General features: G+C 40.8%; 17 protein-coding genes. 15 read left to right on the forward strand and 2 right to left on the reverse strand.

Annotated features, from left to right (window positions below):
• Positions 1–122 precede the first annotated feature (122 nt).
• From QMA00_RS13695 to QMA00_RS13725, 7 genes are all read left to right on the forward strand, one after another.
• Positions 123–917, forward strand: a complete 795-nt coding sequence (locus QMA00_RS13695; protein WP_290157681.1) for a hypothetical protein — start codon at positions 123–125, stop codon at positions 915–917.
• A gap of 115 nt (positions 918–1,032) precedes the next feature.
• On the forward strand, positions 1,033–1,500 hold the full coding sequence (locus tag QMA00_RS13700; protein WP_290157684.1) for a nuclear transport factor 2 family protein: 468 nt from the start codon (positions 1,033–1,035) through the stop codon (positions 1,498–1,500).
• Positions 1,501–1,563: 63 nt separating this feature from the next.
• On the forward strand, positions 1,564–1,920 hold the full coding sequence (locus QMA00_RS13705; RefSeq protein WP_178955971.1) for a hypothetical protein: 357 nt from the start codon (positions 1,564–1,566) through the stop codon (positions 1,918–1,920).
• Between the two features lie 258 nt (positions 1,921–2,178).
• Complete coding sequence (locus QMA00_RS13710) at positions 2,179–2,574, forward strand: hypothetical protein (RefSeq protein WP_290157688.1); 396 nt, start codon at positions 2,179–2,181, stop codon at positions 2,572–2,574.
• Positions 2,575–2,718: 144 nt separating this feature from the next.
• Positions 2,719–3,369, forward strand: coding sequence for a YidC/Oxa1 family membrane protein insertase (locus QMA00_RS13715; RefSeq protein WP_290157690.1), 651 nt, complete (start codon positions 2,719–2,721; stop codon positions 3,367–3,369).
• Positions 3,370–3,396: 27 nt separating this feature from the next.
• A complete protein-coding gene (locus tag QMA00_RS13720) occupies positions 3,397–3,822 on the forward strand; it encodes a GNAT family N-acetyltransferase (RefSeq protein ID WP_290157691.1) in 426 nt (141 codons plus the stop codon).
• A gap of 175 nt (positions 3,823–3,997) precedes the next feature.
• Entirely contained in the window at positions 3,998–4,171 is a 174-nt protein-coding gene (locus QMA00_RS13725) for a DUF3955 domain-containing protein (RefSeq protein WP_290157693.1), read from the forward strand.
• Between the two features lie 9 nt (positions 4,172–4,180).
• Here the strand turns inward: QMA00_RS13725 and QMA00_RS13730 are convergent, their stop codons facing one another.
• Together QMA00_RS13730 and QMA00_RS13735 are read right to left on the reverse strand one after the other, a co-directional pair.
• The gene (locus QMA00_RS13730) at positions 4,181–4,813 is read right to left on the reverse strand and encodes a trimeric intracellular cation channel family protein (protein WP_008110553.1); all 633 of its coding nucleotides are present in this window, start codon (positions 4,811–4,813) and stop codon (positions 4,181–4,183) included.
• Positions 4,814–5,098: 285 nt separating this feature from the next.
• Positions 5,099–6,115, reverse strand: a complete 1,017-nt coding sequence (locus tag QMA00_RS13735) for a LacI family DNA-binding transcriptional regulator (protein ID WP_138562308.1) — start codon at positions 6,113–6,115, stop codon at positions 5,099–5,101.
• A 291-nt stretch (positions 6,116–6,406) separates the two neighbouring features.
• On the opposite strand from QMA00_RS13735, the gene glk reads away from it, so the two are divergent.
• The 8 genes from glk to gap all read left to right on the forward strand — a co-directional run bounded on the left by glk (position 6,407) and on the right by gap (position 14,678).
• The gene (gene glk / locus QMA00_RS13740) at positions 6,407–7,405 is read left to right on the forward strand and encodes a glucokinase (protein ID WP_290157697.1); all 999 of its coding nucleotides are present in this window, start codon (positions 6,407–6,409) and stop codon (positions 7,403–7,405) included.
• Positions 7,406–7,434: 29 nt separating this feature from the next.
• Positions 7,435–8,448 (forward strand): LacI family DNA-binding transcriptional regulator, encoded by a 1,014-nt coding sequence (locus tag QMA00_RS13745; RefSeq protein ID WP_008110549.1) that lies wholly within the window; start codon positions 7,435–7,437, stop codon positions 8,446–8,448.
• A gap of 175 nt (positions 8,449–8,623) precedes the next feature.
• A complete protein-coding gene (locus QMA00_RS13750) occupies positions 8,624–8,920 on the forward strand; it encodes an IS66 family insertion sequence element accessory protein TnpB (RefSeq protein ID WP_290157699.1) in 297 nt (98 codons plus the stop codon).
• Positions 8,920–9,267, forward strand: a complete 348-nt coding sequence (gene tnpB, locus QMA00_RS13755; RefSeq protein ID WP_290157701.1) for an IS66 family insertion sequence element accessory protein TnpB — start codon at positions 8,920–8,922, stop codon at positions 9,265–9,267. Before QMA00_RS13750 ends, tnpB begins: the two co-directional genes overlap by 1 nt.
• A gap of 95 nt (positions 9,268–9,362) precedes the next feature.
• On the forward strand, positions 9,363–10,886 hold the full coding sequence (locus QMA00_RS13760; protein WP_290157703.1) for an IS66 family transposase: 1,524 nt from the start codon (positions 9,363–9,365) through the stop codon (positions 10,884–10,886).
• A 274-nt stretch (positions 10,887–11,160) separates the two neighbouring features.
• On the forward strand, positions 11,161–13,011 hold the full coding sequence (gene edd, locus QMA00_RS13765) for a phosphogluconate dehydratase (RefSeq protein WP_076921058.1): 1,851 nt from the start codon (positions 11,161–11,163) through the stop codon (positions 13,009–13,011).
• A gap of 33 nt (positions 13,012–13,044) precedes the next feature.
• On the forward strand, positions 13,045–13,677 hold the full coding sequence (gene eda, locus QMA00_RS13770) for a bifunctional 4-hydroxy-2-oxoglutarate aldolase/2-dehydro-3-deoxy-phosphogluconate aldolase (protein WP_290157706.1): 633 nt from the start codon (positions 13,045–13,047) through the stop codon (positions 13,675–13,677).
• Positions 13,674–14,678 carry a type I glyceraldehyde-3-phosphate dehydrogenase gene (gap, locus tag QMA00_RS13775; protein WP_076921018.1) on the forward strand — a complete coding sequence of 335 codons (1,005 nt, stop codon included), beginning with the start codon at positions 13,674–13,676 and terminating at the stop codon, positions 14,676–14,678. The genes eda and gap overlap by 4 nt, the downstream gene beginning before the upstream one ends.
• The last annotated feature ends 70 nt before the right edge of the window (positions 14,679–14,748 follow it).

Here is a 14,748-nt window from a genome sequence, read left to right on the forward strand (position 1 = left end):
AAAAGCCGAGTATTAAAGTGACTCGGCTTTAATTCTTATGCAGATCTGAGGTTAAATAAGTGACGTCAGCAGTGGCTTCTGGTGTGGCGCACTGATTTTCATGGGCTAAGGGAGTTGGCGGAATGTGGCAAGTACCGTATTCTTACGGGTCTCAGTCGTCGGGTGCAGGCTCCGCTGCCGCTTCGCAACGTGTGGTTGTCAGGGTTAGTGTGTTGCACTTTAACAAAGCCATCAAATGGACGGCTTTTCCGTTGCTTGTTTGTGGTTTAACGCTACGCTACCACAAGCCAATCAACTCCAAAGCCGCAATTTATGGCGGCGTTAGCTTACATGGAGAGTTCAGATTGAGTCGTACCAAAAAAGTAAAAGTTACAGTTGAATGCCCAGAGATAATTCCTCTTCAGTCCATAGCTGCAAACCAATTAAGAATGGCAGAGGAAGAGCAAGCTGGTCATAAATTTAGATGGATAATACCATCGATGATATTTTCAGTTTTCTCTGTAGAGGCTATGGCAAATGTATATGGTTCTCAGTTGTTTAAAAACCAATGGAAAAACTTTGAATCTACATCGATCATTGGAAAAATCATATTGGTTTCTAAAGAGCTAGGTATAGACGCTGATTTTTCTGCTCAGCCTTGGCAGACAATACAAGAAATGATTAAATTCCGAAATTGGTTAGCTCATGCTAAGCCCCATAAAACGACAGCAACTCATGAGGTGCCGTATGATACTCCAAATGAGCAACTTCCTAGGTTATTTCCAGACATGAAAATAACGACCTATTCAGACTTTGAAAGTGCTAATAGGTATGCTGATGCTGTTCGACAATTAGAGTTAAGATGGACACATGGCGCAATGACTAAGAATATAGACATTGACTTAGTTGGTATGCCCCAATATACAAATGTAAGCTAACAAGCTAATTAATAAGGACAAAAAACAGTTGGCTGTTTTCGTTCCTCAACATTTTAGCCAACAATTTTTTGTCCATTATTAGGGCGTTATGTGAATCTCACGGTAAGGAGTACCAATGAACAAATATATTTCAATTCTAGCTATTTCAATCTCTCTAATTTCAACCATTGCTTTTGCGAGTGATGATAAATTTGATTATGAGAATTTTGTTAAGCAATACCATCAAGCAATGACTAATACACAACAACCAGGAGCATCTAAAGAAGACTTAGAGATTTACTTGTCATTCTTAACTGATGATGTTGGTAATCAACATTTTCCTAACGCGCCAGATGACTCAAGAGAGGCTAATGGTAAAAAACTAATGCGTGAAGGTATGTCACGTTATTTAGGTGTTCATACAGAGTATGAAGCTAAAATTCTTGAGTATATTGTCGGTTATAATTCTATTGCACTTAAACATACTTTCTCTGCTAAAGGCTTACGCTCCGATGGCTCTGAGTTTAGTTACAGTAAAGTGGTACTCGATGTTTTAGAGTTAGAAAATGGTAAAGTATCTGTAATTCGCAGATACGGAAAATAATTCACATAACAAGTATGGTGAGTCAAAAGGGGAAGTTTTATATGAAGCGAATGGTATAAAATAATGCAATTAATTGATCCATCTTCCATTCAAGTCATTTCAGCATACTTTTTTTTCGGTGGTTGTATAGGTGTTTTTATTTGGATTGGTTTGGTTATTTACTTAAAAACTAAGTGGTTACCATTACTCGAAGAAACTCTTGATGATGGTGTTAAGTTTTATAGCCTTAACATCTTTTTATCCGCTAGCGGAATTCTACAATACGCTACGGTTTTTATTTGGTCCTTTCATGCTAAGCGTTACGGAATGTTTGAAAAAAGGCAGAGTATACCTAAACATATTCAAAAGTGGTTTGTTTTTGCTTTTTTTTGGTTGATGTTTAGTGGGGCATTAATAGTAATATCTGCTGTTATTACTTAAGTGTATGCTCAATAAAATAAACTTATAAGATAATTGGATTTCTTACATATACAGAAGTAAGAATGTATTTAGGAATTTAATTATGATTAAGTTTATAGCTGGCAGTTAGGATGGGCTTCATTGAATTCTTTATGTGAATGTTTATTCATGTTAACGTTTGTCGTTTAGTTAATTGACAAACTAATTATGGCTCTGGCTTTGAATTAAGCTAACACCGTGTGGGAGTCATTATCTATAGGCATTTACGCAGGATACTTAATGGAGCCAGATTACCAAAACTATAGCCTCCAAGAGTTATTGGAGGCGCGCAGCTCAATTGATCAGCAAGCTTACCCACTTCGGTATTTTAAAATTTGCCAACAGATTGAGGTTGCGGCCAACAAGCCTCAAGAACGACAAGTTCTCAAAGACCGTGACTTTTTTTCTAGGCTCGTTTTCGTAAAAGTCATCATGTCTTTACTCAGCATAATTTTAGCTAGCAAATTATATTATGCTTTTTCAGAGGGCTATATTTCTTGGAAAGGAAATACTGACTATTTTGTCCAACAAAGTCCACAGACATACTATTTTCTTGTTGCAGTGCATTTTTTCTTTTTAGGCTTTTTTTTAGTTTTTGTATTTACAAACTGGTGGATTAAAAAGCACAATGCCTAATAAAGTTTTAGGGTCGAATTTTGTACTTTCCTCCGTTTAAGTTGACTCTAGAACATAGCAACCCATTTTTAGTTTAAAATAAATCATTGACATAATATGTCGTGATGGTTACTTTTAATACATAATATTAAAAGGAAAACTAAAATGGAAATTTGGAATTTATTTACTGATTTTATTGTGCAATCAATCACCTTTTTTACTCAAGAAGTGGGCGTAAGCCAAGCGGCTGCTATTATTTTGTTTACCGTTATTGGGCGATTAGTTTTAATGCCGATTAACCTTGTAGCTATGGCTAATATGGTTAGAAATAAAAAAGCAATTGCCGCACTAAAACCTGAGCTAGATAGCATAAAAAGCAACTATAAAGACCAGCCCAGTGAAATCGCAAAATTAACTATGGCGCTGTATAAAAAGCACAATATTAAGTTTATCGATAAAAAAAGTGTGATTAATATGGCAAGCCAAGGGGTATTTGGCCTTGGAACTTTTCAGGCTCTGCAACAAATTGTATTTAATAGTAAGTTTGCTTGGATTGCCAGTATTGCAAAGCCTGATATTGCGCTTTCGTTACTAGTGGGGGCTATTACATATTTATCTATGATGATGATGCCTGGTAGCGCAGAGCAAACCAGCACCTTATTGTTCCTAATTCCCGCAATTATTTGTGTTGTTACTCTGGTTAACTTTCCTTCTGCAATTGGTTTGTACTGGGCTGCATCAATTAGTACTAGTTTGTTGCAGTCATTATTAGTAAATAAATATTTTAAAAACCAGCAAGCACAACAAGTTTTGTAAAGGTCGCTAAACAAAGGAATGGCAATAATGAATATGTGTTATCAGCCCACAGCCGATTTAATGGCTTCTGCACAGTTAACCTATACCAATATGCGTGGATATTATGAGCATTATGGTGTTGATTGGCAGCAACTTAAAATATGTGAGCAAATTTCAGACCTTGAAAATTGGGATGTTTTGTTAAATGGCGATGTAGTGGGTGCAATGCGCTTGGCTTTTGATGATGAGGGTTGCTATATACGTGACTTACAAGTAGATGCTGCGTTTCAAAATATGGGTATTGGTGCAGCAGCAATTAGTGAGTGTTCTCGTTTAGCTGTGCACAGAGGTGCTATGCAACTTAGGCTTCGCGTTTTTAAAATAAGCCCTGCGCACAAGCTTTACACACGTTCAGGTTTCAGCATAGATAAAGAAGACGACAGATTTTATTATATGTCTAAAAGCTTAGTTTAATGGCTGTGACTTTTATTTTAAAAAATTAATGTTGCTCAGTCACTGTAGATTAATATTCGCTCATTCAAACTGCTATCCCGACAATTTAATAAAATATTTATGGATAGATTATGCGCTCTTTTACAAACAAAACAGCCACATTGAGTGTTTGCTTTTTATTGCTTGGCACGGGTTTATGCTGATAGAGCACAGTCTGTATCAATACGTTGATAATAACGGTGTATTGCATGAAAGCTTATTTTTGCCTTTGAGTATACTGTGTTTTGCTTTGGGGTTATTTTTTGTGGCCAGTTTATTAGCCCGCAAAGTAATAGAGCTCTTTAAAAGCACAAGGGCAGAGGAAAGTTAACCTCAGCGTTTATTGCTCATTATTTAAGTTAGCGGGTTCTAATAAATTAAATGTCGGTAAGCGCCATTTAAAACGTACCGATGCCATTCGAATTAAATAACCTGCCACTAAACTTGCAACCACGCTGATATTGTCATCAATGTTGTAGTGGTGCAGTGCTAAGTATAAACAAGCAACAATAAGCGCTACGCTTGCGTAAAGTTCATGATGAAGTACTAATGGCGCTTGGCGACAAATTAAATCACGCAATAATCCACCAAATACGCCGGTCACAATAGCAGCGACCACACAAATACCATAGTGCAAACCCATATTAAGCCCTACTTGGCAGCCAATAATACTAAATGCGGCAAGCCCTAAGGCATCTAAACGCATAAATATGCCTTTAAATTTAACCACCCATTTTGCTAGCCAAGTTGTAACAATACCCGCCACGCAAGTGATCAGTAAATATTCTGGGTGTTTAACCCACGTTAACGGGTAATTGCCAAGTAAAATATCGCGTACGCTGCCACCCCCAATCGCTGTGGCACTGGCTACTAGCATAACCCCAAACCAATCCATGTTTCTGCGCCCAGCGCTGAGTGCACCGGTCATGGCTTCTGCTGTAATTCCGATGATGTAAACAATAGTGAGTAGCATGAAATAGTCACTTAAACTTTTAAGAGCAAAAATTAAAGTGCGATTGTAGAGATAAAATAGTGCATTGACGAGTGAAAAATCACATTAAAAACAGCCACTTTCAGATTAAAAAAACTAATGTTATAGCAAGGTGTGAATAGGCTGTTAATCTAAAGAATACTTTTGGTTTGCTGGTAAAAACAGCAAGGACAAATGACCGCAATTAAGCCAATAAAGCCTAAATAAATATAAGGGTAAGAGGAGGGGCATTTGGCTACTTTTTAAAGGGGGGCCTCACGCAATGAGTTAACTTGAGCCGCGCGCAATTAAACGCGGTGGCAGCAGGGTGCTTTGTACTTGCTCACCACGAATTAATTTGAGTAAGTTTTCAACTAACATTTGCCCCGCTATAGTGGTGTTTTGCTCTATGGTTGTGAGCGGCGGATTAATGTAACTTGCAATAGAAATATTATCAAAGCCGATTACGGCTACATCTTTTGGCACGTTAATATTGGCTTCTTTTAGCGCGCGTATTGCGCCTATAGCAATCAGATCGCTGGCAGCAAAAAGTGCATTAAAAGTAATGTTATTAGCAATTAAAGAGCGAGTAGCATGGTAGCCAGATTCTTCGGTAGAAATTGCATTGGCAATTTTACGATCATTTAAGGGGACACCGTTTTGCTGTAGTTCGTCTTTAAAGCCATTAAAACGGGCAAAAAACTCAGGGCTGTGATCAGAGGCATCGCCAATAAATGCACAATCAGTTCGGTTATGCGCCAGTAAATGCTCAGCGGCAAGTTTACCACCGCCATAATTATCGCAACTTATAGTTAAATCAGGGCGGTTATCAACGCTTGCTCCCCAGCAAACAAATTTAGTGTTTTGTTCAAGCAAGGTATTAAATTTTGGTTGAAAATCAATGTAGTCGCCATAGCCTAATAAGATTATTCCATCTGCTCGATGGCTGTCTTCGTAGTCTGCTTGCCAATCAGCGCTAGCTGATTGAAATGAAACAAGTAGATCATAACCTTCTTTTGCGCAAGCACGGGTAATACTGCCCAGCATGGCTAAAAAAAACGGGTTGATTTGTGATTCATCTGAGGTCGGGTCTTCAAACAACAGCAATGCTAGGGTACTGCTTTGTTGAGTGCGAAGGTTACTGGCGTTTTTGTCTACTTTGTAATTAAGTTTTTTAGCAATATCGTGAACACGTCTTCGAGTTTCGTCATTTACCAGTGGACTATTTCGTAGAGCACGCGAAACTGTAGATTGAGACACCCCAGCATAATGGGCTATATCAAACGAGGTGGCTTTACCTTTCATCACGATTACTTACTTAAGAGGACAATAGGGGGTTATTCTCGTTTATTAGTGATTTTTTTCAAGCTTATTTGTCAATAAAGGCATTTTTTTATTGATTTTTTCATGACACCGGTGTCACAATAAGGGCGTTTTATCATTTTGTTGTCAAAACGTATTAGCTACCTTTATTATTAAAGGTAGCATTTTTTTACAGTGATAGCTGCTTTGAGGTGATAGCTCAAAGTAAATAAGTATCAATGATACCCCATTAAAATAATAAGTACTCATTACTTAAACAAAAGAGATAACACTATGGGTTTACACTCTAGCACACACTTTGATCCTATTCTGGTTGCCGATATTGGCGGCACAAATGCTCGTTTTGCGTTGGTCACTGGGTTCGACGAATCAAGTAATCAATTTACCATTGAGCATAATCATACTTTTCCCAGTGCTAACTATGGATCGCTCGAAAGTGCTACCGAGTACTACTTATCAACAGTGTCTCATATAACCCCTAAACGCGCATGCCTTGCAGTAGCAGGCCCTATAAATGCAGGGCAAGTTCATTTAACTAATTTAGGTTGGCACTTTAGCGTTAATGATTTTAAACACCACTTTGACCTTGCTCAATTAAGCGTTATAAATGACTTTGCTGCTTTTGCCTACGCAGCACCGTATTTAGACCCTTCACAAAATGTCACTGTTAAACCTGGTCAAGCGGATGAGTCTGCCAATATAGGTGTAATGGGCCCAGGCACCGGTTTTGGTGCAGCGTGCTTAGTGAGAACCGCGCATTCGTGCGCGGTGATGAGCTCAGAAGGCGGGCATATTTCGTTAGCAGCCGTTAATCAACTTGACGCTCAACTAATTCAAGAACTTAAAAAAGATCACCCTCATGTATCAGTAGAAACGGTATTTTCGGGCCCAGGTATTGCTCATTTATATAAAGCCATAGCTGCGGTTAAAGGGGTGGCAGCAAAAAATCTAGATGCCGCACAAATTAGCAGCTTAGCCAATAGCGGTGAATGTGAAGTGTGTGATGCAACGCTTAATCAATTTTGTGACTGGATTGGCAGTGTTGCGGGCGATTTAGCGTTGGCCTACGGCGCCTTAGGCGGCCTTTATATTGGCGGTGGAATTTTACCACGCATGCAAGCTCGTTTACTTGAAAGTCGTTTTATTGAGCGCTTTTCGCAAAAAGGTATTATGTCGCAGTACACAGGTCAAATTCCGGTGACGTTAGTAACACAAGACAACATCCCATTAATTGGAGCTGCCGCGTGTTTGCATACAAGCCAACAGGATTAATCGCTTTGCATAGGTTTGGAAATAAATAGATGAAAAAAGTCACTATAAACAGCGTTGCCAGTCATGCAGGTGTTTCTAAAAAAACCGTATCGCGAGTACTCAATAATGAGCCTAATGTCAGTGCAGCTACACGCGAAAAAGTGTTAGCCGTATTTAAAGAGCTAGATTACACCCCAAACCCAATTGCACGCGGCCTTGCACAAAATCGCAGCTTTATCATTGGTTGCATTTACGATAATCCTAGTAAAAGTTATATCACCCGTGTGCAAACAGGCGCACTGGCTGCCTGCCAAGAGAACAACTATAACTTGCTTATTCATCCTTGTGAGCTCAGGGGCGATGCACTCATTAACAATATTGAGCAGTTATTGCAGTCATCACGCCTTGACGGTTTAGTATTAACCCCGCCATTTTGTGATTTTGGCGAGTTGGTAGATTTTTTAAAGTCGAAAAAAATCCCTTATGCTCGAGTCGCTTCTGCAATTTTAGATGACGATTCTATTTCTGTGACCAGCAATGACGAGCAGGGGGCGTTTGAAATTACCGAGCATTTAATAAATCTAGGACATACCTCCATAGCGTTTATTAAAGGTCACCCAGATCACAGTGCCACTGAGCAGCGTTTTAAAGGTTACAGGCGCGCATTAACAACTCATGGCATTGAATTTAACGAACGCTTAGTTGAAGAGGGTAACTTTAGTTACCATTCAGGAGTAGACAGTGCGCGTAGTATTTTAGATTTATCACCACGTCCTACCGCTGTATTTGCATCAAACGACTACATGGCAGCGGCAGTGCTCAAATTAGCCACGCAGCGTAACTTACGTGTACCTGATGATATTTCTATCGCTGGGTTTGATAATGCACCAATAGCGCGCCACATTTGGCCTGGGCTGACCACCATAGCGCAACCTGTAGAAGAAATGACAAAACAAGCCGTTACGCAATTGATCACCCATATTATTGAGCCGCAAGAGTCGCCATATAAAGTGATTTTAGAAGCAAAATTAATCACGCGAGAGTCAACCGCAGCCGTAAAATAAAACCGCTTTTTCACAGTAGCCCGAGTATGAGTGACGCTTACTCGGGCTTTTTTTGTCTGTACTTTTAATTTTCATTATTTGCTTGCTGGTATTTCGTAAGCGTCTAGCAAAGTGCACCTGCCAGTAACTCGTCAAACCGATTAAACTATTTCTGAATTTCAATTAGGAGATAGCCATGAGAAAAATGCGTAGCCTTGAGCAGTGGCGCAACATTATCGAAGAACAACAAGCCAGCGATTTAACTATTACTGAGTTTTGCCAGCAACATGGCTTACCAAAAACAAGCTTTTATGCGGCACGAAGTAAGCTTACTGCTGCATCTGGTAGTTTTGTTCGCGCAAAAGTCACTAAACACGTTGATCCCACTGAACAGCAACAGCCGATCATTCTTGCTATCGGTAACGTGAAAGTCAGCTTGCCATCCACAATGCCTGCCACTTATCTGAGTCAACTGTTACGCGAGCTTGCCTAATGAAAATGTTCGTTGAACCTGCACATATTTACCTCTATCGCGATGCCGTGGATTTTCGAAAATCCATTGATGGTCTGGTCGCAATCGTTGAGGGTGAGCTTGAACGTGATGCCTATACTGGCGCTTTATTTTTATTTTGCAACAAAGCGAAGGATAAACTCAAGCTGGTTTACTGGGATAAAACGGGGTTTGCTTTGTGGTACAAGCGATTAGAAAAGCAAACGTTCAAATGGCCAACCAAAGCCAGTCTGCAAGAATTTGAGCTCAGTCCAGAGCAACTGGATTGGTTGTTGTCGGGATATGATGTGCTTGGTCATGAAGAGTTGCGGTATAAATCGATGATCTAATCGATCATATTGGCAGTAAATGATCGTTGCCACACCGTCTGTTTTATCTTTGCGTCAAGCAAGAAAACACCGTCAAATTCTGTTAAATTGCGAACATGAAAATTGATGCACACTCACTTCCTGACGACCCAGAACAACTCAAGCGCATGTTGCTTGAGTTGCAACAGCATATGGATGAAAAGTTAGCTGAAAAAGACGCGCAAATTCACGAATTGCTACAAGCTTATAACGCGAAACTAGCCAAAGAGTACGCCAAGAAATCTGAAAAGATGCCGGGTGCAGGCGAAGTATTCAATGAAGCAGAAGATATTCTCGATAAACATGATAAAGCGCTATTGGCCACATCGGCCTCAGTAAAGAAAGAAAAAGCCAAACCGAAACGCCGGCCACTGCCAGCGCAGTTGCCGCGAATTGAGGTGGTTGTTGACCTCGAAGAGGATGACAAAATGTGTGATTGCTGTCAAAGCCCCCTTCACAAAATGGGTGAAAGCAGCAGTGAAGCACTCGAGTTTGTGCCAGCGCATATCAAAGTAATCAAAACCATTCGCCCTAAATATACGTGCCGTCACTGTGAGCGTGAAGGCATTGAAAGTGTGGTAAAAACCGCCCTTATGCCCGCAACAGCCATTCCAAAAAGCATCGCAACGCCCAGCTTGCTGAGCCAAATAATCATGTGTAAATACCAGTTTGGCTTACCACTTTATCGCCAAGAAACCATGTTAGGCGATATTGGTATTGAGTTGAGCAGACAAACCATGTCGAGCTGGATGTTGCGCTGCGCAGATCTGTTGTCCCCTCTGTATCAACGCTTAAAAGACGTGTTGCTATCTCAACCGGTTATTCACGGCGATGAAACCCCGTTAAACGTCATTAATGCAGATAAAGCAACCAGCTATATGTGGCTGTATTGTTGCGGCGATGATAAACCGAGTAAAGGCACCAATATTGTCTTGTTTGATTACCATAACAGTCGCGCAGGCCAATGTGCGGTTGATTTCCTTGATGGTTACGAAGGCTACATGCACGTCGACGGCTACAAGGCTTACGAGCAAACGAATGCAACACTGGTTGCGTGCTTAGCCCATATGCGCCGTAAATTCATCGAGGCTAAAGGCAATAATAAAAAAACCGTCAAAGCAGATGTAGCACTAAACCTTATTCGCAAGCTCTACGGTATTGAGCAAGCCATCAAAGATAAATCGCACGATGAAAAATTCAAGATTAGGCAGCAAAAAGCCAAACCAATCGTTGATGAATTGTATCAATGGTTACTCAAGCATAAAGATAAAATCCCACCAAAAATGGCGTTAGGTGAAGCAATTACCTATGCGATAAATCAGTTTGAGAAATTCAGGCGTTACCTTGATGATGGCAGGCTCAGTATTGATAATAACCGTGCAGAGCGAGCTATAAAACCGTTCGTAATAGGGCGAAAAAACTGGTTGTTCTCAAATACCTGCAATGGTGCTCATGCCAGCGCTATACTTTATAGTCTTGTTGAAACCGCAAAGGCAAATGACCTTGTGGTGCATGACTATATCTCTACTTGCTTACAGCGCCTTGCTGAGCAGCCAGATAACCTTGAGCCACTTCTACCTTGGAACATTAAGCAAAGCTAGGTGTCGTTAGCTATACGCTTACGGTATTTCACTAAAAATTCACGTTTATTTATTGTACATGTTAAAAAAATTGGCTATTTTTATGACTCAGGGTTGACACCGGTGTCAATGTCATGCGTTAATACCCTGACACCGGTGTCAGGGTTGTTGTGAGAGGCTCCCTGGTAGCGTACCTTTGAACGGGTAAGTCAAAGATGCTCAGTACAGTTATTTTCGTGGAGTCTATAATTGTTACTGAGCCTTTATCCTCTAACGAATAGAGATGAGTAAAATTATGTTGCACCCTCGAATTCAAGAAGTCACAGAACGCGTTATTGAGCGCAGTAAACAAACCCGTCAAGCCTATTTAGATCGTATTTCGCACGCAAAAAAACAAACAAGAGTTCGTGCTGGTTTAGGCTGTGGCAATATTGCCCATGTTATGGCTGCGTGCAGCAGCGATGACAAAGCGCGTTTAAAAGCAGATGAGGTGCCAAACCTTGCAATTATTAATTCTTATAATGACATGTTATCTGCGCATGTGCCTTACAAAGAATACCCAGATTTAATTAAAAGCATTGCCACTAAATTTGACGCGACCGCGCAAGTTGCTGGCGGTGTACCTGCAATGTGTGATGGCGTTACGCAAGGGCGTGATGGCATGGAGCTATCGCTTTTTTCTCGTGACGTTATTGCTATGTCTACTGCGGTTTCGTTATCGCATGACGTGTTTGATGGTGTGTTTTGTTTAGGTGTATGTGACAAAATTGTCCCAGGCCTATTAATTGGTGCTTTATCATTTGGTCACTTACCTGTGTATTTTTTACCAGCAGGGCCTATGCAATCAGGTATTCCAAACAAAGACAAAGCACGTGTTCGTCAAAAGTTTGCACAAGGACTGGTATCTCGTGAAGAGCTACTAGAAGCTGAAAGCGCTTCTTATCACAGTGCGGGTACCTGTACGTTTTATGGCACTGCAAATTCAAACCAAATGCTAATGGAAATAATGGGCTTACACTTACCAGGTAGCTCGTTTATAAACCCATACACAGAACTGCGTGATGGCTTAACCGGTAATGCGGTTGAAACCATGCTTAAGCAGCTTACTGAAAACAAAGATGGCCCGTGTTTAGCGGATGTGATCAGCGAAAAAACCATTATTAACGGCTTAGTTGGCTTGTTATCAACAGGTGGCTCAACCAATCATGCAATCCATATTGTGGCGATTGCTAAAGCGGCCGGTATTCAAGTTACATGGAAAGACATGTCTGATTTATCAGCGGTTGTTCCATTACTGACGCGTATTTACCCAAATGGCTCAGCAGATGTTAATCACTTTCAAGCAGCCGGCGGAATGGGCTTCTTAATGCGTGAATTAGCAGGTGCTGGTTACCTTCATACAGACGTAACCACTATTTTAGGCGAAGGCCTTGCACCTTACATGTGTGAGCCACTGCTTGATAAAGATGATAACTTAATTATGAGTGATGCGAATGGCCCAAGTAAAGTTAAATGGGTTGCGTGTCCAGAAAACTCACATGATGAAGAAGTACTTCGCCCAGTAAGTAACCCATTTAGTAAGCAAGGTGGTTTACAGCTACTAACGGGTAACTTAGGTAAAGCGGTTATTAAAGTTTCTGCGGTTGCAGAGTCTCATCAAGTGGTGTCGGCACCGGCTAAAGTATTTAGCTCACAAGGTGAGTTACAAGATGCCTACAGCCGTGGCGAACTTAACCAAGATTTTATTGCTGTACTTAAAGAGCAAGGGCCAAAAGCCAAAGGCATGCCTGAGCTTCATAAGCTCACACCGGTAATGGCAACATTACAAGATCAGGGCTATAAAGTGGCTATTGTTACCGACGGTCGTATGTCGGGCGCATCAGGCAAAGTACCAGCGGCAATCCATTTAGCACCTGAAGCGGTTGAAGGCGGCATTATTGCTAAAATTCATGAAGGCGATATTGTTACTTTAGATGCGCCAAATGGTATTTTAAAACTGCATGTTAGCGATGAAGAACTTGCACAGCGAGAGCCGCAAATTAGCCAAGCAAGCCAAACGTTTGGTACAGGTCGTGAATTATTTACTGGATTTAGAAACATAGTAAGCAGTGCCGATTTAGGTGCAAGTGCTTTTGGACTTGAATAATAATTAGCCACATTGGGTAATGAGGAACAAGTAATGAGTATTGAAAAAATCTTAGCATCGGCACCGGTAGTGCCAGTGGTGGTAATCGAAAAATTAGAAGATGCAGCACCACTTGCAAGAGCGTTATATAACGGTGGCCTAAAAGCACTTGAAATTACACTGCGTACACCCATTGCAGCTGAGGCTGTAAAACTAATGAAAGCAGAAGTGCCCGAAGCTTATGTTGGTACAGGTACTGTGGTTGATAAAGCAAGCTTTAACGCATCAGTAGAAGCGGGTGCTGACTTTATGGTGAGCCCAGGTGTTAGCGATGAGTTATTAGCGCTGGCAAAAGAGTCAAGTATTCCTTTTTTACCCGGTGCAGCGACCCCAAGCGAAGTGATGAACTTAGCTGCTAATGGTTTTAAGTTCTTAAAGTTTTTTCCTGCAGAAGCCGCAGGCGGTGCTGCTATGCTTAAATCTATTGGCGGCCCATTACCTGATATTACTTTTTGTCCAACCGGTGGCATTAGTTTAGCAACCGCACCCGATTACTTAGCACTTAACAATGTCATTTGTGTAGGTGGTACGTGGATGTTAGATAAGCAACTTATTGAAAATAAAGACTGGCAAGCTATTGAAACGCTTGCTCGCCAAGCATGTGAAGTTAATAGGAGTCAAAAATGATTAAGGTAGCAATTAATGGCTACGGCCGAATTGGCCGTAATGTATTACGTGCACTGTATGAATCAGCGCAAAATAATGAAATTAAAATTGTGGCTATTAACGATTTAGCCCCAGCCAATGTAAATGCTCATCTGACTCAGTTTGACTCAGTACATGGTCGTTTTTCACAGCAAGTAACGCTTAAAGACAACACCATGTTAATTGGCGATGATGTGATCACGCTAACGCAAGAGCGTGACCCTGCTAATTTACCGTGGAAAGAACTAAACGTTGATATCGTACTTGAATGTACGGGGTTATTTACTTCTCGCGAAGCAGCTAATAAGCATATTGAAGCGGGCGCGAAAAAAGTAGTGGTATCGGCTCCTGGTACAGATATGGATGCAACGGTAGTTCATGGTGTAAACAGCGATGTAATTAATGCCGATAGCAACATTATTTCTAATGCTTCATGTACAACCAATTGTTTAGCGCCTGTTGCTAAAGCAATTAACGATACAGTAGGAATTGAACAAGGTAGCATGACTACTATTCATGCTTACACCAACGATCAAAATTTATCTGACGTATACCACCCAGATTTATACCGCGCGCGCAGTGCAACTCAATCTATGATCCCAACTAAAACGGGCGCTGCAAAAGCGGTTGGTTTAGTATTGCCTGAGCTGGCAGGTAAATTAGATGGCATGGCGGTACGTGTACCTACAATTAATGTGTCGTTAGTTGATTTAACGTTTATTGCTAAACGTGACACAAGCATTGAAGAAATTAACCAAGTGGTTAAAGCAGCCTCAGAAGGGCCAATGAAAGGTATTTTAGAGTACAACGAGCTGCCGCTTGTTTCTATCGACTTTAATCATAATCCAGCCTCATCTATTTTTGATGCAACGCAAACACGTGCTGATGGTAAATTAGTTAAAGTAATGGCGTGGTACGACAACGAATGGGGTTTCTCAAACCGCATGTTAGATCAAGTTAAAGCGCTGGGTGCCTATTTATAAATTTTCCGTGTAGTTAATTTAGCTTTATCCAGCCAAGCCACGCATTGCGTGGCTTTTTTGTGTTTTAGTT

The organism is Pseudoalteromonas sp. APC 3694, assembly GCF_030407565.1.
Classification (GTDB): domain Bacteria; phylum Pseudomonadota; class Gammaproteobacteria; order Enterobacterales; family Alteromonadaceae; genus Pseudoalteromonas; species Pseudoalteromonas tetraodonis.

Coding starts and splice junctions, on each gene's coding strand:
- QMA00_RS13695 (WP_290157681.1), top strand. CDS start 123: ATGTGGCAAGTACCGTATTCTTACGGGTCTCAGTCGTCGGGTGCAGGC.
- QMA00_RS13700 (WP_290157684.1), top strand. CDS start 1,033: ATGAACAAATATATTTCAATTCTAGCTATTTCAATCTCTCTAATTTCA.
- QMA00_RS13705 (WP_178955971.1), top strand. CDS start 1,564: ATGCAATTAATTGATCCATCTTCCATTCAAGTCATTTCAGCATACTTT.
- QMA00_RS13710 (WP_290157688.1), top strand. CDS start 2,179: ATGGAGCCAGATTACCAAAACTATAGCCTCCAAGAGTTATTGGAGGCG.
- QMA00_RS13715 (WP_290157690.1), top strand. CDS start 2,719: ATGGAAATTTGGAATTTATTTACTGATTTTATTGTGCAATCAATCACC.
- QMA00_RS13720 (WP_290157691.1), top strand. CDS start 3,397: ATGAATATGTGTTATCAGCCCACAGCCGATTTAATGGCTTCTGCACAG.
- QMA00_RS13725 (WP_290157693.1), top strand. CDS start 3,998: ATGCTGATAGAGCACAGTCTGTATCAATACGTTGATAATAACGGTGTA.
- QMA00_RS13730 (WP_008110553.1), bottom strand. CDS start 4,813: ATGCTACTCACTATTGTTTACATCATCGGAATTACAGCAGAAGCCATG.
- QMA00_RS13735 (WP_138562308.1), bottom strand. CDS start 6,115: ATGAAAGGTAAAGCCACCTCGTTTGATATAGCCCATTATGCTGGGGTG.
- glk (WP_290157697.1), top strand. CDS start 6,407: ATGGGTTTACACTCTAGCACACACTTTGATCCTATTCTGGTTGCCGAT.
- QMA00_RS13745 (WP_008110549.1), top strand. CDS start 7,435: ATGAAAAAAGTCACTATAAACAGCGTTGCCAGTCATGCAGGTGTTTCT.
- QMA00_RS13750 (WP_290157699.1), top strand. CDS start 8,624: ATGAGAAAAATGCGTAGCCTTGAGCAGTGGCGCAACATTATCGAAGAA.
- tnpB (WP_290157701.1), top strand. CDS start 8,920: ATGAAAATGTTCGTTGAACCTGCACATATTTACCTCTATCGCGATGCC.
- QMA00_RS13760 (WP_290157703.1), top strand. CDS start 9,363: ATGAAAATTGATGCACACTCACTTCCTGACGACCCAGAACAACTCAAG.
- edd (WP_076921058.1), top strand. CDS start 11,161: ATGTTGCACCCTCGAATTCAAGAAGTCACAGAACGCGTTATTGAGCGC.
- eda (WP_290157706.1), top strand. CDS start 13,045: ATGAGTATTGAAAAAATCTTAGCATCGGCACCGGTAGTGCCAGTGGTG.
- gap (WP_076921018.1), top strand. CDS start 13,674: ATGATTAAGGTAGCAATTAATGGCTACGGCCGAATTGGCCGTAATGTA.